The organism is Sneathiella glossodoripedis JCM 23214 (assembly GCF_000616095.1).
GTDB classification, from domain to species: domain Bacteria; phylum Pseudomonadota; class Alphaproteobacteria; order Sneathiellales; family Sneathiellaceae; genus Sneathiella; species Sneathiella glossodoripedis.
Window position 1 is genome coordinate 264,597 of the sequence record NZ_BAMS01000002.1, and the last position, 22,224, is coordinate 286,820.

The following is a 22,224-nucleotide window of genomic DNA, read 5'->3' on the forward strand; positions in this document are numbered from 1 at the left end:
ACAGATTATCGTTTCGTGATCTTTTTACAAGTGAGAAGAGACGAAGTCTTATGTTATGTATCTGAATAGTCGATTGCACCGGAGACATAATCGGCATTTGCCAATGCTCGTTTGGCAGCGTCGTCTTTTAGTAAGCCATAGAATTTTTTCAATGACTCTGACTCTATTCCGATCAGTGTGAATTTAGGAATTCGGGCTGAGATGATCAGCTCGAGAATAGTGCCAAAAATACTTTTATCGAGGCCAATTGCCTTGCAGGCGACCGCAAGTCTTTTAGGGTCATCTGCGTAAATAAGCTTCTGCAGGTCCCGACGATCAAGTCCCGCGAGTTTTGCAAAAGAGATTTCGAAAAGATCTATTTCACCCTGACGTAACGATTTGAGTAAAAAGCCTGTGGAAAGCTCGCCTGCATGGTGCAGTTTTTCGACCAGCATTTCGGAAGGATCCATGTCTTCTGAAATTGACAGAATCGTTTGTGCCCGATCTTCGGGTGTAATCTGCAAGATATTGGGATCTACCTCGAAACGTTCGGAAATCAATCTACGCAAGGCTGTGGACACCCAACGGTACATTTTCTCTGCAATATGCGGAGGAAGGAAGGGGCGCATCAGCAGGGGTTTCTGATAAGCAAGAATAGTTTCCGATTGTTGGCACAAGGTTTCAAGGGTTGTCTCAGCAATCTTGGCGGTGTGGTTGTTGATCAAGGATACGCAAACATCCTGACTTCCTGTATCACACAGGGCCTGAGAAATGCCTTCAGTTATATTTTCACGGGCGGCAATCGCCAGCTGATGCTGTGTTGAACGGGTGTGTACCAGTTTGATCAGATCATGTTCTTCCAGAATTCGGCTCTCTCGGAGGACAGGAAGGGCAACTTCAATTGTGTCATTTGCCAGAAACACCATAAGGTCTTTGGGAATATCTGTTCGCGATGCGACATTCTTTGCGAAATTCGACCTGATGTTTCTCTCCACATCTGCGGTAATACGGCAAATGATGTCGGCCATCAGTTCCTTTTCAGCAACGGAAAAAGAATGTTCGTCATCAATAAGGAAATCGCTGATTTTTTCGTAAAGAAATTTCCGCTGTTCAGGAGATTTGTCTTCTGCCAGCTCCACCAGACCCAGTATCTGATTGATATTTCCTTCGTATTGCGCGCCCAATTCACACACCTTGTCTAAATGTTAAAGAGCGATACTGGCTTGTGTGAGTTAAAAAACAATAAAGATTTACGTGCAATTTTATAGAGTGTGATGATCGTTACGTGATTACAGCATGAGTGGAAGGCGAACTGTAAATCGGCTTCCTGTACCCACTTCACTGGTAACAGTGATATCGCCACCCATCAGTCGTGCAAGCTTCAATGACAAGGTGAGGCCGAGCCCAACGCCGTCTTCCCCGCGGCTGTAAATGCCATTATGGGCCTGTTGAAATGCTTCAAATATTTTTTCTTGTTCAGAGTCAGCAATTCCGGGGCCTGTATCCCATATGGTCAACAGGATATCTTCTTCATCGACAATTGTCTCAAAGCCAATTTGACCGCCTTCGGGCGTAAATTTCACTGCATTTCCAAGGATGTTCACGATAATCTGGAGGCAGCGGGTAGGGTCGACCAGCAGGTCGAAATCATGTGCAATCACCGCCTCACTCAGGTCTATGTTTTTATCCGATGCATGACGTTGTACCAGGACAAGCGCATCGGACACCATTTCACTGAGTGGAGTTTTCTTTATTTCAATCGGAATTTGATCGCTTTCGATGCGGGCAATATCCAGAATATCTTCAATAAGGCTTAGTAAATGTTTGCCTGAGTTGTGGATATCTCCGATATATTCTTTGTATTTGGCGGTTAGTGGGCCAAAAGTTTCCAGACTCATGACTTCGGCAAAGCCAATAATGGCGTTGAGCGGTGTGCGCAATTCGTGGCTCATGGTTGCCAGAAATTCATCCTTTGCACGTGCTGCTGCTACGGCTTTTTTCGCTGTCAGTTCAAGTTGAAGGTTTTTGTTTGTAATTTCGCGGATCGCATTTTCAAGATCAGCGCGAGATTCATTCGCCTCACTCTCGGCCGACAGGCGGGCAGTGATGTCGTCACTTGTACCCCGGTACCCAACGAAGCGACCCTTTTCATTAAAGACGGGAACGCCGCTGATGTTGAATATTTTGGTCTCCCCATCGGCACCAACTACCTTCATCGGTTGGGATCTGAAAGGGATATGACGGGCCATTGCATGTTCAGCCTTGCTCAGGCCTTTTTCCATGTTCTGAAATTCACCCAATTCGGTGAGCTGTTTTCCTTTGAGAAGTATAGGTGGCAGACCAACAGCCTGCACTGCGCGATCAGATACAAATGTTATATCGCCATCTTCATCTGTTTCCCAAATCCAGTCAGATGCAGCGCGAGTAATGTCCAGAAAACGTCGTTTTTCAAGACGCAGTTTCGTTTCTGCATTTACCTGTCTTGTAGAATTGATGAAGGACCCGCAGACAGCGATAAATTTGTCGTCTTTATCAAAGATTGGGAAATGGCGTGATAAATAATATTCCGTTCCCTGAGGGCTCTCGATGGAGACCTGTTTCGTTTCAGCATCCTTACTGACCGCAATTCGGTTAATGATTTCAAGATGATCTGATTTGAGGGCTGGAAATAATCTGTTTTTGGAATTTGAGGAGGTAGTGTGGCTAAAAATCTCTGAATATCCGGAGTTTACGTACAGAACGGACCCATCAGGCCGTGCGATATACATTGGCTGCGCCTGATCAAAGACTGCATCAAAAAAATCCCGACTGATTACGCTTTGTTGTCCACCTAACAGCGCTTTTTCAATGTTTTTAACATTTTGACGCAAGGATACAACGCTTCCCCGTGACTTCTCGGCCATTTTCTACTCAGCAAATCTTTGATCTGCCGTCCCCTTAAGATTTCCCCCGGTACCTAAAAAAAGGCACGTTGACTATCAAGTTTACTGTCCAGTTCCTCAATGGCACTGGTATATCCAGGTTCCAGCTTCCAGTGTGCCAGAACCGTTTTTGCACTATTTTCCTTCAAAGAGTCGTAAAACTCCATGATCTCTTCGATTTCAGCTGGACGCATCATGGTTCGACCTTCTCCGGCGGCTCCCCCACCGCGTCTGGTCAACATGAACACAGCGGAAAAACTGTTACGATCAAACCCGAGTGCCTTGCAAAGCACTGCCATCGCTTCGGCATTTTTATCATGCACAAATCGGCTTAGTGTTTTGGTGTCCAGACCAGACAGAATTGAAAAGCACGCTAGAAAAAGCCTGATTTGTTTGCTGCGTAAGGTCTGAATGAGGGTTTTCTCGTTCAATTCGTTTTTGGCAGCCATATGGGCCGCCAATCTATCGGCATGTGTTTCTCCAAATTCCGGGATGTCCGGATCTTCAATGACCTCGGTTGTCGCAAGGGCAATAGTTTGATCCAATACTCTGTCATCTATTTGGAAGTTATTCAGGATGTGGCGTCTAAGCGCGGCTGAAACCCACCAGAACATTTTGTGGGCCAGGGCAGGGGGTAAATCATGACGGGAGAGCAGAGGTTCCTGAAAACGATCTACGCGCTTTGACTCTTCCACCAGAAGCGCTAGTGCTTCCTTGGAAATCTGGGCGTCCTTGTTTCGCACAAGTTCTTCAATGATGTCTTCATCGCCATACTCAATCAACATGTCGCTGATGAGTGGACTGATATCATCTCTTTCCGTGATAGCGAGTAAATGTTCCTTGCTGCGGTATTCAATAATTTCCAGAAGGTCGGCTTCCATCAACAAGCGACTCTTGGTAAGGAATGGTTTTGCTACCTCAATCTCGTCATTGGCGAGAAGTTTAATTAGCTCAACTGGAGCCTGTTCGCTGTGGGTCAGTTTTTCTGCAAGTGTGATACGTACGGAGAGTTCTACATCGCGAATGAGTTTGTTCATGATATCTGAGATATGGGCGCGCTCCTGTTCGCTCAGACGATCTTTCTCTTCTAGAAAAATGTCCCCCATATTTTCAAACAGGTTACGACGGGCAGTCGTACTGCCATCACGCGACAGCGCCATTAACCTGTTTAAATCAAAATCACGACTTTTAACCATTAAGTCTACCTATTTCAGGGATAAATTCGCCGAAATAAAACTGAAGAAGCGAATCGATCCGAGATACATACACGTGCGAAAAAGACTAAACCCTTGAGGAATCGCAATTTTCTCACAGAATCATTTTCGCTGTCTTGATCACAAGAAATCAAGAATAAATACATTTTTAGTAAATTTCTTGAGAACTGTGTGCGTAAATGTCACAGTTTTTAGCAGGTCTTCTGTTAATTAATAGTTGAGATTAATGCGCTTTTTTACTGAGGAAGGCAGATCATTTAGCACAATTTGTATATTTGTGTTTTTCAGTTACTAAATGTAGATATTTTATTTTATGTTATCCTAATAAATTACCCTGTTTGATATTAGTTCCCTCAAAAAGCCTCATTTAAATCGAAAATACAGAGCTTCCTCCGCTTTGGGGCTTAGGAAAGTAGGATTTTTAAGTGAATTGATTTGCCTGATTTGAAGGTTGAACCGCAAAGATTTTGCTGGGCTTTACAATTCCTTAAGGTTGTTTCGTCACATTGGTGCAGGATTTACTCAACTCATTCATAAGGTGGGGAGCCACCCAAAAGGGGAAAAAGTGGTTGAAGATTATCATGAAATGACGCGCTTGATCGAGCGTCTGCATCGCCGGTTTCTGGATGTTCTGCGTACAGAGCTGACTTTATTGGAAATAACAGACATCAATGCTGTTCAGGCATTGCTGTTGGCAAATATTGGCGATGAAGAGATCAACGTTCGAGAGTTGATGTCACGGGGGTATTATCAGGGTTCAAATGCATCCTATAATCTTAAGAAACTTGTTGAGATGGGGTATCTGATACAGGAAAAATCTGAACGCGACCGAAGGGCAACGATGATACGATTGTCAGAAAAAGGTCTATCCCTGATCAAGCAGCTATCTGAAGCTGAAGACAAACAGGCTAATATGCTCGCCAATTCAAATCCGGCTCCCGATCTTGAGGTGACACGAAAAGCCTTGCGCCAGATTGAACGTGTCTGGACAGATTATATTCAATATGGCGTTTAGCCGGTTTAAATATACTTATAATCAAGCCGATCCAAATTGAGATCGGCTTTTTTGTGATTTTCTCAAATAGCAGGGGTAGGAATATTTTGCCTCATTTTTGCGATAAAGGCGGAAAGTTTTGCCTACTGGGCAAAAAATACCTGTTTGGAAATACGGTTAAATAAGGATTAATATAAATAAATTCAATGACTTAATGCGGGTTGATCCGTGGCACGTTATTTGCTAGTTTAGGGACGGGTTAATATACCTCGAGCTACGGCTCGCCCTTAGAATTAGGACAGTTGAGAGTTGTTTTACGGCGCTGCCGATATACAGCCAATTGATTGCCTCTTATACAAGCGGCGTGCTTTGCCTCATCAGGTTATTTTCCCAAACAGTGACGAAGTAATTGTATGTAATGCATTTTGCGTTATTGGTTTGTGCTTCATTTGAGTACCAGCTTGTCCCTCTCTATCTGGGTGCGTAAAATGTTTACGGGTTAGTAAGATTTGACGATATATAATTACGTGCTGAGGAAAGTGAGAGGAGTTGCGATATGGACGTAGCCCCAATTTTTAAACCAAATGTCGGCTTTGCCGGCCAGAAGTCAGAAAGCTCAACCGCTTCATCTGACGGACCAAGTGAAGATACTGGTGTATCATTGCAGGTTGCGCAGTTTGAAGAGGAAAGTCAGATCGACGATCCTGTGCGCCGGGCCGAGCAGGCGATCGGACCTTTTTTCGAAGATGAAGAAATTCCTGCGGGAAGATTTTCAATCGATCAGGATTCCGATAGTGGGCGATTTGTTTACCGTCTGATCAATTCAGACACCGGAGAGGTATTAAAGCAGTTTCCTGGAGACTATGTGCTCCGTCGGGTTGCTTATTATCGCGAGCTGGAAGGCCTCGCTGTCGATAGCCGGGTGTAGAACAGAAAGTAATCTGCTTTCTGTTCATGGCCCGGGTTTTGTCGGCTGCATGCATGTCTTCTCGATTTTTTACGGTTTTTAACGTTAAATTTTATTAAAAAACCGAACAATTTTTCATACAACTTCATTAAAAGAAATTGATCCATTATGGACACGAGTGCTTCTTGTCTGTTGCGTGGATTGCAAGGCTGCTGATGCGTTATATGTATTGGGAGGACCTTTCTTTTTGGCCACTTCATCAGCTACTGCTTTTACAATACCTTCGGTAACGGTTTTCACTGTTGAGAGTTGCCGAAAGTGAGCGTCCAATGTTTCGTAAAATTGCTGGCTTGTCTCTCTCAAGGCATCAATTTCCTGTTTTGGAAACTGTTTATAGTGGTTAGGGTTTTCCTTTAGTAGGGACATCTGCTGGTTATAGATTGCGACAAGTCGCGTTTTCTCTGCCTGATTTTCAGAAAGAGATTGTGGCTTTTGAGCGCCAGAAGTTCATTTTCGAACTCAAGTATCTGACTCAGTCTTGAAATTTTTTCTGACAGTTCACGTGGAGAGAGTAGTACAGGTTTGCGTTGCTGTTGTGGTGTTGTCTGTGTCATGGGTTTATATCTCCTGAAGCGCCAGAATTTCGCGGTAGACCATATCTGCAATCCCAATCCCACCCTGGCGGCTCATGGATTTTGCATATTCGTCATGCAGCATGGAGCGAAAGATTTTTTCGGATTCCCCGCCGCCGAATGTTGTATCGGTCTGCAATCCGCTGGTCATATTGTTGAGCATTTGGCTCAGAAAAAAGGCTTCAAACTCTTCGGCTGTCTGGCGCGCCTTCTGGTCAACTGGTTTGCCGTGCTTGGCTGAACTGGTTTGAAGGGCTTGAATTTGCTGGTTTTGATGAATTAAGTCACTCATTACATCAACTCGATTTCTGCTTGCAGGGCTCCAGCTGCTTTAATGGCCTGGAGAATGGAAATCATATCGCGTGGCCCGATACCCAGAGCGTTCAAGCCATCTACAAGGTCTTGCAACCTAACCCCTGAATCGAGGACCGTGAGCTTCCGATCTGCATCTTCAGTTACCTCTACATTGGTTCTTGGGACCACAACTGTTTCGCCGTTTTCCGCAAAAGGAGAGGGTTGAGAGACCTGAGGTGTTTCAGTTATCCGGACGGTCAAGTTGCCTTGGGCGATTGCGACCGTATCGACCTTAACGTCTTTGCCGATGACAATAATTCCGGATTGTTCATCAATAACGACCCTTGCCATCTGGTCCGGCTCTACCATCAACTGTTCGATATCAGTTAGCAAAGAGACCATGTCTTCGCGTTTGCTGCCTTCCAGATTAAGAACAACAGTCGAAGGATCTGTCGATTTTGCGATGTCGGTGCCGATATATTTGTTAATTACCTGCTCAACGCGACGAGATGTTGTAAAATCGGGGTTGCGCAGGGAAATACGCAAGGTTGTTAGAGAAGCAAGGTCGAAACCCAATTCCCGTTCTACAATTGCGCCATTGGCTATTCGGCCGGCCGTGGGCACGCCTTTGGTTACGGTTTCGGCTTCGCCGCCCGCGGAAAATCCGGCGACATTTACGGAACCTTGCGCCACAGCGTATACCTCACCATCTGCAGCCAGAAGGGGAGTTACCACCAACGTTCCACCGAGAAGACTTTCCGCATCGCCAATGGACGAGATCGCAACGTCAATCCTTGTGCCTTGTCTGGCAAATGCGGGCAGGGTTGCCGTAACAACAACGGCTGCAACGTTATCTGTTTTTGTCTCAGCATCGCGGGTGTTGACGCCAAGCCGCTCCAGCATTGCCGTCAAGCTCTGCTCGGTAAAGGGGGAGCTGGTGAGCTATCGCCAGTGCCGTTGAGACCGACAACAAGTCCGTATCCCACAAGAATATTTTCGCGAACACCTTCGAAATCCGCAATATCTTTTACACGTGAGGCAGCGTTTGCATTTGGCATATTCAGGGACAGGATAATGAGTGATACCAGTATCCGCCCAAAAACCGTGGTCGGCGATTTGATCTCGCCCAGAAATGTTTGAATTTTATCAAATAGATCAATTTTCATCGCTAACAGGCTCTTCTTTAAAGAGGTGTGTTTTACATTTGCAACTCACAATGCGAATATCGTGCCAATTGTTTTTCGTTATAAGTGGCTGAAAAATAACGATAAATAAAATCGGCGGGGCGCGGTTGTTCAAGGCATGGGCAGCTATTTCCGTTTGACCCGGCAATTTTATCCCCTTGATATTTTGTGTAAAAAGACCAAGAGTAAGTACAGACAGGTAAAGCAGATAAATTACAAACGGTTAGATTAATGAGCATGAGAGTTTCAGGTCCAGGTAACGTGAACTCCACCCGCAAGGCAAAGGGAGGGAAATCTGCGTCCAAAACCGGTGAGAAATTCTCGGTCCCGGGTGAAACAAATGAAGTGGCGACCAGCAGTAATGTATCCTCATCGGCACCTATTGCTTCAATAGATGCAATTGTTGCTCTTCAAGGTGTAGAAGATTCTGTTACGAGTAACAAAAAGGCTGTCAGTCGCGGTCAAGACCTGTTAGAGCGTCTGGAAGAAATTCGCCATGGATTGTTAATCGGAGCGATTCCCGTTGAGCGGTTGAAGCAATTGCAAGCGACACTTTCCAAAATGGATGTTAAGGCCGAAGATCCGAAACTTGCCGAGATTCTAGGCGATATAGAGCTGCGCGCTGCTGTAGAATTAGCCAAGCTCGGCTATTAACGGTGATTTTGCGAAAACCGTCATATTTTTTTTCCTATTTTTAGATTATAATTTCCGTTCATTACATTAGATGTGCTAAACACGCATTTCTATAAATTAGACCACTGGATATTAATGCGCTATTTGGAGTTGCGTAATGAACGTTCATTTATCTGATGATTATAGGCCTTCCGAGGACGAGCCTTTTATGAACGCACGTCAGCAGGAATACTTCAGAAACAAGCTCCTGAAGTGGAGAGCTGAAATTCTCGCAGATGCTAGCCAAACGATCCTCAATCTTCAGGAAGAAACCGTTAAGGAACCTGATATTGCTGATCGTGCATCAACGGAATCAGAGCGGGCACTTGAACTTAGGACGCGAGACCGTCAGCGCAAGCTGATTGGCAAGATTGATGCGGCCCTGAGGCGGATTGACGAGGGAGAATATGGCTACTGTGATGAAACAGGTGAGCCAATTTCACTTCGACGATTGGAAGCCCGACCTGTTGCAACGCTTAGCCTGGAAGCGCAGGAACGACACGAACGTCGCGAAAAAGTCTATAGAGACGACTAAGTAAAAAAGCCGGCAATAATTTGCCGGCTTTGTTGTTCCTGGGGGGCAGGGCTTAGAACGGGAAGATGATGTCAAACAATTGTTGACCGTAGCGTGCCTGCTGGACATCAGTCAGGTGACCACGGCCGCCGTAAGCGACACGTGCTTCAGCAATTTTGGAGCTGGCAATTGTATTGGCGGAGGAAATGTCTTCTGGGCGAATGACACCGGTTACATAAAGATCCCGGCTTTCAAAGTTCACGCGAACTTCCTGACGACCTGAAATAACCATGTTCCCGTTAGGCAGAACCTGGGTCACAATGGCGGCAATCTCCATTTCAATGGTTTCATTGCGGGTAACGGCGCCTGAACCATCTACGCTGTGGGTACTTCCAAGGTCAGCTGCGGCCGCAGGATCAACAGCCTCTGGCAGAATTTTGGCCAGCTGGGATTCAAGCCTAGTAGATTGGTGATAGCTGCTTCTTCAGAGGAAGTGCGGGAGGTACTTGTTGAATTATTGAGAGTTGCCTTGTCCTCAATCTTGACAACAACCGTCAGAATATCACCGATCCGATTTGCCCGCTGGTCTTTAAAGAAGGCTCTTGATCCAGGACGCCATAAGGAACTCGCCTGATGAATAACCGGCTCAGGGCGTGGCATTGGTAGGGAAACGGGCTGATAGTCCTTGCTAGTAACAGGGTTTTCAATCCGTGTGAGAGGGGGCTCTTCACCGATAGAGGCTATCCGGCTGTAAGCATTACATCCTGCCAAGCTGGCGCCCAGACCAAAAAGGAGAGCAAATTTTGAGAATTTTTTGAGTGTCAGGTGGGTCATCTTCTAATCTCCACTTTTGGGTTACTGGATCGCAGCTAGGCGCTGCTGGGCTGTAATAATGCGAACCTCTTGCGGGCTTACAATTTGTGCCTGTACAGGTTTGCGGCTGTTTATGTTTTCCACCCTGATGATGTCACCGGTAGAGCCACTTTCAAGTGCTCTTCCAGTGATTGACAAGGCAATGCCCCCATTTTTAAGTGTTACTGCAACCAGCTTTCCTTTGGCGACTGTCACCGGATCACCCAGATTGTTAAGGGCAATCGTTCCACCGGTGCGGACAGCCCGTTTGGGGCTACGGCCCAGCACATCTTCCATATGAACCGCAACGTTACGGCTGACGCGGTTCGCACGGACCAATTTGTAATCCATGTTGGTTTCAGAAATGACTTCTCCTGCAGGGATGAGGCGGGAGGCGACCGGCACCAATATCTGTTTGTAGATTTTTCCGCTGACTTTATATCTGCGAGGATTGTCGGAAGTCGCCGGGGCAACGAGAATTGCGCTGAAAGCCTCTTTAGCCAGATTGTAGGAAATATTTTCCACCATGGCGATCGGATCCTCATCTGTTCCAACCAGAATGGCAGGTGTGCGCTGGCTTAATTGCATTTCAAATTCTGAGCCTCCCAGTTCGGTTTCGAGGGCAATCATCAACTCTTCGCGAATTTGTTGTTCTGGAATGCGAGTTCCTTCGCGCAATACGGAGATTTGCCTGATTGCCTGTTTGGGAGTCCAGCTCAGGCCATGCTTCTTGGCGACAAACGCAAGAGAGGAGGCGTTGAAGACAATTCGCTTGCCCGGAGCTGGTGATGAGGCGATGACGTAATCAGATTTATGTGCGGCTCCATGAAACACATCACCAAATGTAATGCTTTCCCCCTCAACAGAAATGTTGTGTTTCAGCGTTACTTCAGCTGCTTGCAGCAGAGAGACACCTTGTAAAGTTAGCAAAGCGGGAAGAATATATTTGATCAATTGTTTCATGAGCATTTCCTCTATCTTAAGAGTATCAGGCTTTATCTAAGCTGATTGGTGACAGACATCATTTCATCGGCTGTCGTAATAACTTTTGAATTCATTTCATAAGCGCGCTGTGCACTGATAAGCGCTGTGATTTCGCCAACTGCATTCACATTGGAGCTTTCAAGGTAACCTTGTCGTACTGTGCCAAAACCGGTTGAGCCGGGGACCCCCACACTTGGAGCACCGGATGCGGTACTTTCCTTGTACAGATTGTCACCCATTGGCTGTAGACCCGCTTCATTGAAAAAGATCGCAAGATCAATCTGACCCACAGTTTGCAGATTTACCTGTCCGTCAAGTTTGACCTGAACTTCTCCGCTTGGGTTGATTGTGACGCTTAAAGCATCCTGCGGAACAGTGATGGAGGGAAGAACCGTATAACCATCCTGTGTTACGATTTCACCCGTAGCACTAACCTGAAATGATCCAGCGCGGGTATATGCTTCATCACCACTTGGTAGCAGGACCCGAAAATAACCATCACCCTGAATAGCAAGGTCATATGTATTTTCAGTGGCTTCCATCCCACCTTGATCGGTGATCCGATAAACTGATGCGGTTTTCACACCCACACCGATCTGAATACCAGATGGGACAACTGTTCCTGCATCAGAGGAGGATGCGCCTGCGCGGCGAAGATCCTGATACAGAAGGTCCTGAAATTCTGCTCGCTGGCGTTTAAAACCTGTTGTGGTCATGTTGGCAATGTTATTTGAAATCACATCAACGTTCAGTTGTTGTGCCAACATTCCAGTAGCTGCTGTTCCGAGTGCACGCATTACTAATTCCTCTCTTAATTCAACGTGGGCAGTTGTTCGACTGCCTTCATTTGCAAGTCATGTTCTGCATCCAGAAGTTTCTGGGCTGACTCATAGGCTCGCAAAACTTCAATCATGGTGGTCATTTCAAGGATTGGATTTACATTGGAGCTTTCCAGGCTGCCTTGAAGAACTTTGGCTTCAGGGGCAGGGAATGGATTTTCTCCGTTTGCTTTGTAATACCCGTTACCTTCTTGTGTCAGTTTTTGATTGTTATCAAAAGTCACCAGCTCAAGCTTCAGTACTTCATCTGTGCCCAAGTTAATTGTGCCGTCAGCGGCGACTTCGATGTCCGGGTTGGTCAGATCGACCTGGATGGTGCCGTTTCCTTCATCCAGGAGGAAATCACCATTGCTGGTAACGATGAACCCTTCAGGGTCCAGTTTGAAATTGCCATTGCGGGTATAGCGGACGCCATCTTCTGTGCGGATTGTAAAAAAACCATCACCAGCAATCGCAAAATCGAGGGCGCGATTGGTGTTAGTGACCCGGCCTTCACTTTGATCGTGGTAGACGCCGTAATCCTGTACATAGGAAATCTTTTCGGCTTGAGGCTCGTTCTGTAGATATTCCTGAAATACAGGACTGACGCTTTTAAACGAAGTTGTGGACATATTTGCAAGGTTATTTGCAATAATATCCAGATGACGCTTAAGAGCCATTTGTTGAGACAATCCGACATAGACAGCATTTTCCATCTTTTTCTCCGCCTTTCTGGCAAATATTCAGTTGCTCACATTTATGCATAAGCCGTGCCAAAAAATATATTGTTGTATTTCAATGAGTTAAGATGTTGGATAAGGAAGGTGATTGCGTCTAGGGAGCATAAAATACCGGGAAGACGGAAAATTATTCCATCCGTTTGAGGCGAGCGTCGCAAATTCGTCGCTGAAGTGGCTATAGGTTGTATTTTGCCAACTAAATAATATTGAAAATTTGTTATAAAGTGAAATACTGCAACTTATTGTTAACCAAGTTTTTTTAAATTTGGCAGAACTGAAATAATACCAGTAGTGGGACCAGTCTTTAGATGGCAGATGAAAATGCAGAAGGCGCAGAAGGCGCGGCAGCCTCGGAAGAGGGTGATGTTGAGAAGGTCAAGAAGAAGGGCCTGAGTGGCAAGGCTCTTATTCTGTTTATTGTTCTGCCAGTGTTGCTCATCGTTGGCGGTGCCGGCGGAGCTTATTTTGCGGGCGTTTTTGATAGTGAGGAGCCCACGGAAGAAGCGGAAGTCGAGGAGGTGGTAGAAGAGGTCGAGAAGGTTGTGGTCTTCTATGATCTTCCAGACATGCTCATTAATCTGAGTTCCGCCGCTGATGACGCCAGTTTTTTGAAACTGGTGGTATCCCTTGAGCTTGATGACGAGACGGTTTTGCCTGAGTTGGAAAAATTGATGCCGCGGGTAATGGATAATTTTCAGGTATACTTGCGTGAACTGCGCCGGGAAGATTTGCGTGGATCCGCTGGCGTTTACCGACTTAAAGAAGAATTGCTTTATCGTATCAATAGCTCGATCAAGCCCATACAGGTCAAAGATGTCCTGTTCAAGGAAATGCTTGTTCAGTAGGAGTTCTGATGGCTGACGAAGACGAAATGGATATGGCTGCTGCTATGGCAGCTGAGGGCGGTGAAGAAGAAATGGATATGGCCGCCGCCATGGCTGCTGAAGATGGCGGTGACGATGACATGGATATGGCTGCTGCCATGGGCATGGAGCCAGGGTCCGAGGGTGAAATGGATATGGCTGCCGCGATGGGCGGCGATGCCGAGGAAGAGGAGCCTGCAGGAGCGAGTATTTCTGAAGCCTCTTCAGGGCAATCCACCCGTGTTTTGAATCAGGATGAGATTGATAGTCTTCTTGGTTTTGACATGGACGGAGATGGTAGCGGAGAGAAATCCGGTATTAAGGCCATCATCAATTCCGCACTGGTGAACTATGAACGTCTTCCAATGCTGGAAGTTGTGTTCGACCGTCTCGTTCGTATGATGACCACATCGCTCAGGAATTTTACTTCTGACAATGTTGAAGTCAGTCTGGACAATATCACTTCGATCCGTTTCGGTGACTATTTGAATTCAATCCCTTTACCTGCAATCTTGAGTGTTTTTCGCGCAGAAGAGTGGGATAACTATGGCCTCATTATGGTCGACAGTTCGCTGATTTACTCAATCGTGGATGTTCTGTTGGGTGGCCGGCGGGGAACTGCGGCCATGAGAATTGAAGGGCGGCCATATACGACAATTGAGAGAAATCTGGTTGAGCGGATGGTCAGCGTCATTTTGCATGACATGTGCGCCGCGTTTGAACCGCTTAGCCCCGTGAATTTCACGCAGGAACGTGTTGAGACAAATCCCCGTTTCGCAACAATTGCACGTCCAGCCAATGCCGCCATTTTGATCAAGTTGCGTATTGATATGGAAGATCGAGGCGGGCGACTTGAGCTATTGCTGCCGTATGCCACGCTGGAGCCCGTTCGTGAGCTTCTGTTGCAGATGTTCATGGGTGAAAAATTTGGTCGTGACAGTATCTGGGAAAACCACTTGGCGACCGAGTTATGGGCCACCGAAGTGGATATTCAGGCGGTGCTGGACGAGCAGGAAATGTCTTTGAATGAAATACTGGGATTGGAAATTGGTGACACAGTCATGCTGAATGCCTCTCCGCAAAGCCCGGTTGTGCTCAGATGCGGCGGGATCGGAATGGTTTCAGGTAAAATGGGACGTTCTGGACAGAATATCGCTGTAAAGGTCGATAAGACACTTCGTCATTTAGGATAGTTATGTAATGGAATTTTTATCAATTCCCCTGATACTTGATTTGATTTTGATTGTGATGCTGGCGGCCTGCATTGCCTATTGTGTCAGCCTGAACAAGAAATTGTCAGTGATGCGAGACGCGCAGTCGGAAATGCAAAAGGTTGCTAAGCAGTTTGATCAGGCAATCGTAAAATCCAAGCTTGGGATTGAAGAGCTGAAAAAAGCGAGTAAGGACGTCGGCGGCGCGCTACAAAGCGAAATAGATGAGGCTAAAACCCTTGTTGAAGAATTGAAGCTTATTCAGGCGTCCAGTTCAAGAATTGCTGATCGGTTGCAGGAAAGTGTCGGTGGTGTTGGGCAGAAAATCAATACGCCAAAAGAGTCGCTATCGGAAGATAAGGCGGATGAGGAAGTTGTAATTGAGCCAAGGACAGATGCCGAACGCGAGCTTCTTGAAATGTTGACCAAATCCAAGTGAGAAATTCCGGAAATCCCATGATGAAAAACCTGAGAATACTACCCATAACCGTAATTGCGATGGCTCTGGTTTTTGGATTGAAAATCAGCAGCTTCTGGAGTGATGCCCAAGGTTTGATTTTTGGCATTGAGGTTGCGGAAGTTCAGGCGCAGACACAGGAAACTGCCGCTGAGAATGATACCACCGAACAGACCACTGAAAATGAAGCAGCGCCGCAGGAAAATAACAATGAAGCGGAAGCGCAGCGCGAAGACTTTGACGTAACAGAGTTAAGTGAAAGTGAAATTGAAGTTTTGCAAAAGCTGACGGAGAGACGAGAGCAATTGAAAGTTCGCGAACAGGAACTTGAAATGCGCGATAATCTCCTTCAGGCGACTGAGAAACGGATTGATGAAAAAATCGCAAAGCTGAAAGAAATTGAATCTACCATTCAGGATTTGCTCAAAAAACATGACAAGGAAGAATTAAAGAGACTGAAAAGCCTGGTTTCCATTTACGAAAAAATGAAACCTAAAGACGCTGCGAGCATCTTTAATTCATTGGATATGAAGGTGTTGCTGGATATTGCCGGTCTTATGAAAGAGAGCAAACTGGCGACAATCCTTGGTAATATGAATGGGGCAAGAGCCAAGGAATTGACTATCGAACTCGCGACACGCAAGCAGTTGCCGGATGTGAAGGATGGTAATGGATAGCTGTTATATTGCGGCACTCTGCTGTCCCATTTTTACTCGGGATTAACTTAAACGGAATAAGCTTTAAACAGCTGACAGGGCAAAATTGGGAATAGGTGAAATATGGAACAAGCAGTGTTTGCTGAACATCTGACAAAGCGTGTTGAGACCATCCGTGAGGAGATGGGGTCGACAGTTGCTGTGGAAGATGTGGCTGATCTTGTTGAAAAGCTGATGTGCAGCATGGAAGGGGATATTAGTGGTCCTCAAATACAAATTCATTCCCAAATTTTAGAGCTTGTAGATTTTATCAAAAAAGCACGTGTTGAAATATCTTCGCTGCAACCGCAGGAAATCAGCGAACAGCATATTCCTGCAGCAGCTGACGAACTGAGCGCAATTGTTGATGCGACCGAAGATGCGACAAATACGTTTTTGGATGCGGCGGAGACACTCGGTGAAATCGGAGCAAACATTGGCGGCGATCAGGAAGCCAAAATTGCGGATGTGATTACACAAATTTACGAAGCTTCAAACTTTCAGGACATTACCGGTCAACGAATAAACAAGGTTGTCTCAACGCTTCAGCATATCGAAACTGTTATCAACAAAATGGCAGATTCAATGGGAGCACCTGTAAACAAGGATGCAGCGCGCACCGATGCTACAGATGTTCTAAAAGAGAATGATGAGCGGCCGGATGCAGATCTATTGAATGGTCCGCAAATGGATGGTGATGGTGTGTCGCAGGATGAAATCGATGCTTTGCTTGCAAGTTTCGATTAAAGATGGAGTAGCGCTGCCTGATGTTAGGTAATTACCAGCATGTTCCCAATGCAAGGATCGCAAATAAAAGCACAACGATTGTATTCGTTGCGCTTTATTTTTTGTTGCTCGCATTTTTTATTTATCTGAACTCAATATCGGAACCTGCGGAAGAGCGAATTCGCTCTGTTATTGGCAGTATTGACGTTGCTTTCAAAGGGGAAGAAAAGACACAGCAGGAACATGCGGATACCCACTACAAGCAGGACAAGCTCGGCAATGCGGTGTTTCATGCTCAATTGAAGCAGGTCTATGAAGCTGCTATTCCACTGATCAAAAGTGAAGAGAGTAAAGAGGGCGATAGTTTGCGTTTTCGCATTCCTGTCAGTCAGTTATTTGCAGAAAAATCCACGGATATCCGCGCCGCCAGACAAGATTTACTTGATGAGACCGCCAGAATTCTGATTAAACGCAGTAGTGTTGTCCCGACTGATATGGAAATTTCACTTAGGACATCTGCTGATTTACCCAAATCGGACGAGCTTGGTGGAAATCTGGATATTAAGCGATTAAACACACTGGTAGAAAGCTTTGCCGCGCAAGGTGTGCCAGCGAGAAATCTGTTTGTTGGACTTTCCGGAAATGCTGAGAATGAAGTCGTATTTCAGTTCTATGTACGGGATAATTTTAATCACCAATTCCAGAGGGAAGCTGATAAATGAGCCTTCTGGATGAAAATATGCTACCTGCCAAGCGCCGCACAAATACTATGTGGCTTACCTCGTTAGCTGATTTGCTTGCGCTCCTACTCGCGTTTTTTGTTCTTGTGTTTGCGATGAATGAAATCAAACGGGACACTTGGGAAAAGGTAATTGATGCAATCGGTAATCCGCTTAATCTGAACATAGAGAATGAAGAGGCGGGACCAACCGCTGAGAAGAATGTGGAGCTGTTCTCGGAACAACGAGCATTTGATCTGGACTATCTGGAAAATATTATCAGCGCAAAAGTCGCAAATAGTGAACAGCTAAAACATGTTGAGGTGTTCAAGCTGCAGACCGCCTTATTATTTCGTTTGCTGGCGATACTTTTTTTGAGGCTGGAAATAATACAGTATCTCAAAAGCTGGTGGAAGCAACTCGATTGCTCGGTGAAAGTCTGCGCTATGTAAAAAACAGGGTGGAGGTATACGGTCATACGGACCCGGTTCAGGCAAAGAACCCAACAGAGGAAACTCTGTCCAACTGGGGTTTGTCACTTGCCCGGGCCCTGTCAGTATCAGAGGCCTTGCGACGGGCGGGTTATGGGTATGATATTCGTGTTTTTGGAATGGCAGATACACGTTTCTTTGAACTGGCATCTGTAGAGACAAAAGAAAAAAAATATGCACTTGCACGCCGCGTTGATATTGTCATTCGCGAAGCAAAGGGACTTGATCGATGATTAATCTCAGGCTTCCAGGGCAAAAAATACTCTTCTTGCTGGGTTTTATTCTGAGCTTTGCGTTTATGCCAATATTGGTGAACGCAGCGGAAAAAATTGCAATTCGGGCCGCGGAACATCCCACATATGGGCGTGTTGTTTTCGACTGGGGCAGAGCGCAATCTTATGATGCTGATATTCGCGAGGGAAGCTTGATAATCACTTTCAAGGATCCGCTAGAGGCTAATCTATCAGTTGCGGAAAGAGCCCTGCAAGATTATGTGGGGAAAGGGGAAATATATAATAATAACAAAAGTGTACGATTTCCTCTTAAAGGCGAATATGGGTTAAGGACGGCAGTTTATGGAACAGCAATTGCGGTCGACTTACTGAAGAATTCAGGTGCTACTGATGCGCGAAAATCTGTTCGTGTGCGCGCCGGTGACCATCCAAAATACAGTCGCCTTGTGGTGGACTGGCCAACGCGCACTGAATATCAGGTTCAAAAGAAAAACGGTTTTTTTGATCTGGTTTTTGATAAATCCGCGAATCTTGACATCGCCAAAATACAATCTGACTTGCCGAAATTTGTGAGCGGGCTGGCGGTAGAGCAAAATAGTGGCTCAACAACGTTGCGTGTAACAACAGGTGATAATGCGACAGTCCGCGCTTTTCGCAGCGGAAACAGCATTGCTTTTGATTTCCGCAAAGATCAAACAGGAAATACCACAGCCTCAACAGAAGTTGATCCAAAACCAGCGGTAGTTGCGAAAGTTTCGAAAACACCTGTACAGAAGCTGACAAATAACATTGATAAAGTAACCCAGCCTACGCGTGAGGACGATCCAGTACCCAGTCCTGCACAAGAGTTGGGAACTAAAGATACAGAAACAATAACAGCAAGTCTGAAACCCGCACCTGCTGAAAATGTTGGCGCGTCACAGGCAGAAGAACCTGCAGACGTGCCAGCCATGGCAACCAATTCACCAAGATCATTGATCCCCGTAGCAGGCTCTAAACCCATGAAAGCTGAACCTGCTCTGCCTGAGAAAAAGTTACTTGTGGATGTTGGTAACCTTAGAGATGGATTTCGGTTGATTTTTCCTTTTGAAGAATCTGCGGCTATGGCTTTGTTTGAGCGGTCAGGTAATTATTGGGTCGTGTTTGACAAGCCTGTAGCACTGGATTTTCGAAATTTGGGTGGTCCCTATAAGTTTCTGGTATTGAAGAAAAAACAGTTCGGCCATGAAAGCGCTACAATCGCTAGATTAGCTGTTCGAGATGGGTACGCGCCCAGCGTTACCCGTATCCAGAATGAGTGGCGTGTCGACTTTCGACTGGCGGAGTCTCCGGTTATCAAGAATACCATTGATATTCAGCCACAGCCTGCGGCACAAAATGGCGCGCGGGTATTTATTCCTGCCGTCAATAACGGGGACAAAATTAGCTTTATTGATCCACAGGCAGGTGATGAACTTGTTGCAGTTCCTCTGCATGCCCCAAGCTGGGGTTTTGGCAGATCAAGAACCTTTACACAGTTTACGATTTTACCCTCAATGCAGGGAATTGCGATGACGGCGCGCGATCCGTCTGTTGCGGTTAGTGTGGAGCGAAATGGCGTATCAGTTACTGCAGAAGGTGGATTGCAGCTAACCCGCGCGATTTCCCGCCAAGATTTGTTCGCGGACGGTGATCTGACGGATCGTTTTGATTCCAAGAAAGATAAAGCACAATTGGTTCAACTCGATACTTGGCGGCAGGTGCCTGCCAAGGAATTTTGGGAACGTAAACAGCTTTTACAGCGGCGCGTAGCAAGGTCACCTCAGGCGGGGCGTAATGGTCCCAGAATGGAGCTGGCCAAATTTTTGGTTGGGCATGAGTTTCATGCGGATGCAATCGGAGTATTGGAGCGGATACGTCTTGATGATCCCCGTGCAGATGAGGATGGGGTTTACAGATTGCTACGAGGGCTCGCCAACCTGGGTCTAAGGCATCTGGATCAGGCGGAAGTCGATCTGTTTAACCCGGTATTTGATGGCATTGCTGAGGTGGCGCCGTGGCGAGCTAAGCTTGCTGCAGAGAAGAAAGATTGGAAACGGGCAGCGTCTGAGCTCAAAATCGGCCGCGATGCTTTTGGAGTTTATGATCAGGATTTATCAAACGAGTTCAATCTGTTGGCGGCTGAAGCTGCGCTAGAGGATTATGACATTGAAGCCGCTAATGCGGCACTTGAAGAAATCAGAACATCCGTGAGTGGTCAGGTAGATCTTGAGACCGCTGCTTTGCGGGAATATCTGGAGGGTGTCTCCGCTTTGCGCTCAGGGGATATTGGGCGCGCCGTTGGAAAATTTGATCAAACGATAGCGCTTGATCATAGACCAACAACAGCGAAAGCAAGATTTGCCAAGGTAAATGCCCAGCTTGCGTTGAAAGAATTATCGCCGGAAGAGGCAATTGAAGAGTTTCGTAAAATGTCGTTCGTCTGGCGCGGTGATGAACTTGAGCTCAATATTCTCAAGCGGATCGGTGACTTGCAAATTGCAAGTGGTCAAATGCGCGAAGGTCTGAAGACCTTTAAGGAAATTGTCATGACATTTCCAAAAGCACCCATCGCGCGGGATACAGCAAGGGAAATGAATGACATATTCAATCAATTATTTCTTGAAGGTGGTGCAGAGGCGCTCCCTCCCATAAAGGCACTGGCGCTTTATTATGAATATCGTGAACTCACACCACTTGGGGATAAGGGCGATCAAATGATCAGAAATTTGGCAGATCGATTAATCAAGGTTGATCTGCTGGAACAGGCCGCGCAACTGCTTGACCATCAGGTTAATTTCCGACTTAGCGGGGCACAGAAGGCTGTCACGGGAGCAAAGCTTGCTGTTGTACATCTTTGGAATGGTGATCCTAAAGAGAGTATCAATATCTTGAGCCGCACAAGATGGCGGGCTTTACCTGATCGCGTGAAAGACGAGCGTCGCTATATCCATGCGCGAGCCAATATGGAACTTGGCAAGTATGACGATGCGTTGGATTTTCTCGAATCTGATAACAGTGAAACTGCAGATTTACTCCGTGCTGAGATTTATTGGAAGTCAAAAAACTGGGCACGTGCAACCGATTCTATTGATAAGCTTCTTCAGAAAAACGGTGCCGAAAAAGCAGTCAAACTGAGCGAGGTGGATCGGCAACGGGTGATGCAAATGGCAGTTGCATACAGCCTTTCAGCAGATACAAACGGGATCAATAAACTTCGTTCGACCTACCGCAAGAAGTTAGTTGGTACGCCGGATCTGGATGCATTTGATTTAATTACAGATCAATCAGACGCCTCTGACACAGGGTTTAGGGAGCGGGCGACAGCAATCGCAAAAATTGGTCAACTTGAGAGTTTTATGGCTGGGTATCGCGAACAGCTTAAAAATGGAGAATTCTGGTCAACGAACTAGCAGAACGTTCGCCAGCTATGTTCTCGTTTTTAAACCATTTTGTTTCATGCGCCATAAAGCGAGATCAACTCGATCCTGCCCGAAAAAAGGTTCCCCTTCATAAACTAGTGTTGGTACTCCCCAATGTCCGGATTTTTCCAAAGCTTCCTGGTTTTGCTGAATTCGACTGTCGATTTCAACTTCATGGCCTGTTACCTGTTGTTGCAGAACATCAAGGTTAAAGCCGGCTGCTGCCACCGTTTGCGATAGAATTTCGGGCTTATGCCAGTCAACAGTTGTACCATCAAAAATAGATTTTGATACAACGTTCAAAAATTCAAGGCCATCTCCAGTCTCACTTGCAATCACACCTAGGCGGGTGATGTTGTGGATATAGGGTTGATCTTCAGAAATTCTTCCTTTTTCCCTATCTATCACGACTGGATCGGGCCTTGGCCATATGAATGTCATACCTCGGTATTCTGCAATTCGCGCGCAATCGAGCATAAGATACGGAATCCATTGAGGATTGATCGTTTCAAAAAACTCTGGATTGCGGATAGCAATGGGATAAACCGGGCGAACATTTATTTTTAGATCATACGTTTTTACAAGATCCAGGTACTGAGGGATTGCCAGATAGGAATAGGGGCTTCGAAACGACCAGAACAGGTCGCAGTCATTGTCATGGGGTTCACCCTTTTTGTTTTTTGT

The 22,224-nt window shown here is 46.1% G+C and carries 23 protein-coding genes and 2 pseudogenes; 13 read left to right on the plus strand and 12 right to left on the minus strand.

Annotation, left to right across the window (positions count from 1 at the left end):
- Nucleotides 1–53: 53 nt before the first annotated feature.
- The 3 genes from JCM23214_RS09340 to JCM23214_RS09350 all read right to left on the minus strand — a co-directional run bounded on the left by JCM23214_RS09340 (nucleotide 54) and on the right by JCM23214_RS09350 (nucleotide 4,096).
- A complete protein-coding gene (locus JCM23214_RS09340) occupies nucleotides 54–1,163 on the minus strand; it encodes a DUF2336 domain-containing protein (protein ID WP_025898715.1) in 1,110 nt (369 codons plus the stop codon).
- 105 nt (nucleotides 1,164–1,268) lie between these two features.
- Nucleotides 1,269–2,882, minus strand: coding sequence for a PAS domain-containing sensor histidine kinase (locus JCM23214_RS22395; RefSeq protein WP_025898716.1), 1,614 nt, complete (start codon nucleotides 2,880–2,882; stop codon nucleotides 1,269–1,271).
- Between the two features lie 53 nt (nucleotides 2,883–2,935).
- The gene (locus JCM23214_RS09350; protein WP_025898717.1) at nucleotides 2,936–4,096 is read right to left on the minus strand and encodes a DUF2336 domain-containing protein; all 1,161 of its coding nucleotides are present in this window, start codon (nucleotides 4,094–4,096) and stop codon (nucleotides 2,936–2,938) included.
- A 583-nt stretch (nucleotides 4,097–4,679) separates the two neighbouring features.
- Between JCM23214_RS09350 and JCM23214_RS09355 the strand changes: the two genes are divergently transcribed.
- Both JCM23214_RS09355 and JCM23214_RS09360 read left to right on the plus strand, forming a co-directional pair.
- Nucleotides 4,680–5,129, plus strand: a complete 450-nt coding sequence (locus JCM23214_RS09355) for a MarR family winged helix-turn-helix transcriptional regulator (protein WP_025898718.1) — start codon at nucleotides 4,680–4,682, stop codon at nucleotides 5,127–5,129.
- 535 nt (nucleotides 5,130–5,664) lie between these two features.
- A complete protein-coding gene (locus JCM23214_RS09360; RefSeq protein WP_025898719.1) occupies nucleotides 5,665–6,036 on the plus strand; it encodes a flagellar protein FlaG in 372 nt (123 codons plus the stop codon).
- A 114-nt stretch (nucleotides 6,037–6,150) separates the two neighbouring features.
- On the opposite strand, the gene JCM23214_RS09365 is transcribed toward JCM23214_RS09360, so the two are convergent.
- From JCM23214_RS09365 to JCM23214_RS20025, 4 genes and pseudogenes are all read right to left on the minus strand, one after another.
- A complete protein-coding gene (locus JCM23214_RS09365; protein ID WP_025898720.1) occupies nucleotides 6,151–6,441 on the minus strand; it encodes a hypothetical protein in 291 nt (96 codons plus the stop codon).
- Nucleotides 6,429–6,629 (minus strand): hypothetical protein, encoded by a 201-nt coding sequence (locus tag JCM23214_RS23335; protein ID WP_148301829.1) that lies wholly within the window; start codon nucleotides 6,627–6,629, stop codon nucleotides 6,429–6,431. Before JCM23214_RS23335 ends, JCM23214_RS09365 begins: the two co-directional genes overlap by 13 nt.
- A gap of 4 nt (nucleotides 6,630–6,633) precedes the next feature.
- Entirely contained in the window at nucleotides 6,634–6,939 is a 306-nt protein-coding gene (locus JCM23214_RS09370; protein WP_025898721.1) for a rod-binding protein, read from the minus strand.
- Nucleotides 6,939–7,999, minus strand: a pseudogene (locus tag JCM23214_RS20025) (flagellar basal body P-ring protein FlgI). Before JCM23214_RS20025 ends, JCM23214_RS09370 begins: the two are co-directional and overlap by 1 nt.
- A gap of 357 nt (nucleotides 8,000–8,356) precedes the next feature.
- Between JCM23214_RS20025 and JCM23214_RS09385 the strand changes: the two are divergent.
- Both JCM23214_RS09385 and dksA read left to right on the plus strand, forming a co-directional pair.
- The gene (locus JCM23214_RS09385) at nucleotides 8,357–8,779 is read left to right on the plus strand and encodes a flagellar assembly protein FliX (RefSeq protein WP_084264704.1); all 423 of its coding nucleotides are present in this window, start codon (nucleotides 8,357–8,359) and stop codon (nucleotides 8,777–8,779) included.
- Nucleotides 8,780–8,915: 136 nt separating this feature from the next.
- A complete protein-coding gene (gene dksA / locus JCM23214_RS09390; RefSeq protein ID WP_025898723.1) occupies nucleotides 8,916–9,332 on the plus strand; it encodes an RNA polymerase-binding protein DksA in 417 nt (138 codons plus the stop codon).
- Nucleotides 9,333–9,384: 52 nt separating this feature from the next.
- On the opposite strand, the pseudogene flgH reads toward dksA, so the two are convergent.
- The 4 genes and pseudogenes from flgH to flgF form a co-directional block, all read right to left on the minus strand.
- A pseudogene (flgH, locus tag JCM23214_RS26950) lies at nucleotides 9,385–10,145 on the minus strand (flagellar basal body L-ring protein FlgH).
- 21 nt (nucleotides 10,146–10,166) lie between these two features.
- Nucleotides 10,167–11,126 carry a flagellar basal body P-ring formation chaperone FlgA gene (gene flgA, locus JCM23214_RS09400; RefSeq protein ID WP_025898724.1) on the minus strand — a complete coding sequence of 320 codons (960 nt, stop codon included), beginning with the start codon at nucleotides 11,124–11,126 and terminating at the stop codon, nucleotides 10,167–10,169.
- A 32-nt stretch (nucleotides 11,127–11,158) separates the two neighbouring features.
- Entirely contained in the window at nucleotides 11,159–11,944 is a 786-nt protein-coding gene (gene flgG / locus JCM23214_RS09405; RefSeq protein ID WP_025898725.1) for a flagellar basal-body rod protein FlgG, read from the minus strand.
- A gap of 14 nt (nucleotides 11,945–11,958) precedes the next feature.
- A complete protein-coding gene (gene flgF, locus JCM23214_RS09410) occupies nucleotides 11,959–12,681 on the minus strand; it encodes a flagellar basal-body rod protein FlgF (protein WP_025898726.1) in 723 nt (240 codons plus the stop codon).
- Nucleotides 12,682–13,013: 332 nt separating this feature from the next.
- Between flgF and JCM23214_RS09415 the strand changes: the two genes are divergently transcribed.
- The 9 genes from JCM23214_RS09415 to JCM23214_RS09455 all read left to right on the plus strand — a co-directional run bounded on the left by JCM23214_RS09415 (nucleotide 13,014) and on the right by JCM23214_RS09455 (nucleotide 21,531).
- The gene (locus tag JCM23214_RS09415) at nucleotides 13,014–13,550 is read left to right on the plus strand and encodes a flagellar basal body-associated FliL family protein (protein WP_025898727.1); all 537 of its coding nucleotides are present in this window, start codon (nucleotides 13,014–13,016) and stop codon (nucleotides 13,548–13,550) included.
- 8 nt (nucleotides 13,551–13,558) lie between these two features.
- A complete protein-coding gene (fliM, locus tag JCM23214_RS09420) occupies nucleotides 13,559–14,761 on the plus strand; it encodes a flagellar motor switch protein FliM (RefSeq protein ID WP_025898728.1) in 1,203 nt (400 codons plus the stop codon).
- A gap of 7 nt (nucleotides 14,762–14,768) precedes the next feature.
- A complete protein-coding gene (locus tag JCM23214_RS09425) occupies nucleotides 14,769–15,218 on the plus strand; it encodes a DUF6468 domain-containing protein (protein ID WP_025898729.1) in 450 nt (149 codons plus the stop codon).
- Nucleotides 15,219–15,235: 17 nt separating this feature from the next.
- Nucleotides 15,236–15,913: a MotE family protein gene (locus JCM23214_RS22400; protein ID WP_025898730.1), complete on the plus strand. Its 678-nt coding sequence runs from the start codon at nucleotides 15,236–15,238 to the stop codon at nucleotides 15,911–15,913.
- A 102-nt stretch (nucleotides 15,914–16,015) separates the two neighbouring features.
- On the plus strand, nucleotides 16,016–16,678 hold the full coding sequence (locus JCM23214_RS09435; RefSeq protein ID WP_025898731.1) for a protein phosphatase CheZ: 663 nt from the start codon (nucleotides 16,016–16,018) through the stop codon (nucleotides 16,676–16,678).
- Nucleotides 16,679–16,698: 20 nt separating this feature from the next.
- Nucleotides 16,699–17,379 (plus strand): hypothetical protein, encoded by a 681-nt coding sequence (locus JCM23214_RS09440; protein ID WP_025898732.1) that lies wholly within the window; start codon nucleotides 16,699–16,701, stop codon nucleotides 17,377–17,379.
- Entirely contained in the window at nucleotides 17,376–17,828 is a 453-nt protein-coding gene (locus JCM23214_RS09445) for a flagellar motor protein MotB (protein ID WP_025898733.1), read from the plus strand. Before JCM23214_RS09440 ends, JCM23214_RS09445 begins: the two co-directional genes overlap by 4 nt.
- Entirely contained in the window at nucleotides 17,801–18,100 is a 300-nt protein-coding gene (locus JCM23214_RS09450) for an OmpA family protein (protein WP_025898734.1), read from the plus strand. The genes JCM23214_RS09445 and JCM23214_RS09450 overlap by 28 nt, the downstream gene beginning before the upstream one ends.
- Complete coding sequence (locus tag JCM23214_RS09455; protein WP_025898735.1) at nucleotides 18,097–21,531, plus strand: tetratricopeptide repeat protein; 3,435 nt, start codon at nucleotides 18,097–18,099, stop codon at nucleotides 21,529–21,531. The genes JCM23214_RS09450 and JCM23214_RS09455 overlap by 4 nt, the downstream gene beginning before the upstream one ends.
- 15 nt (nucleotides 21,532–21,546) lie before the next feature.
- On the opposite strand, the gene JCM23214_RS20040 is transcribed toward JCM23214_RS09455, so the two are convergent.
- Nucleotides 21,547–22,182, minus strand: coding sequence for a 2-hydroxychromene-2-carboxylate isomerase (locus tag JCM23214_RS20040; protein WP_037493214.1), 636 nt, complete (start codon nucleotides 22,180–22,182; stop codon nucleotides 21,547–21,549).
- Nucleotides 22,183–22,224: the final 42 nt, after the last annotated feature.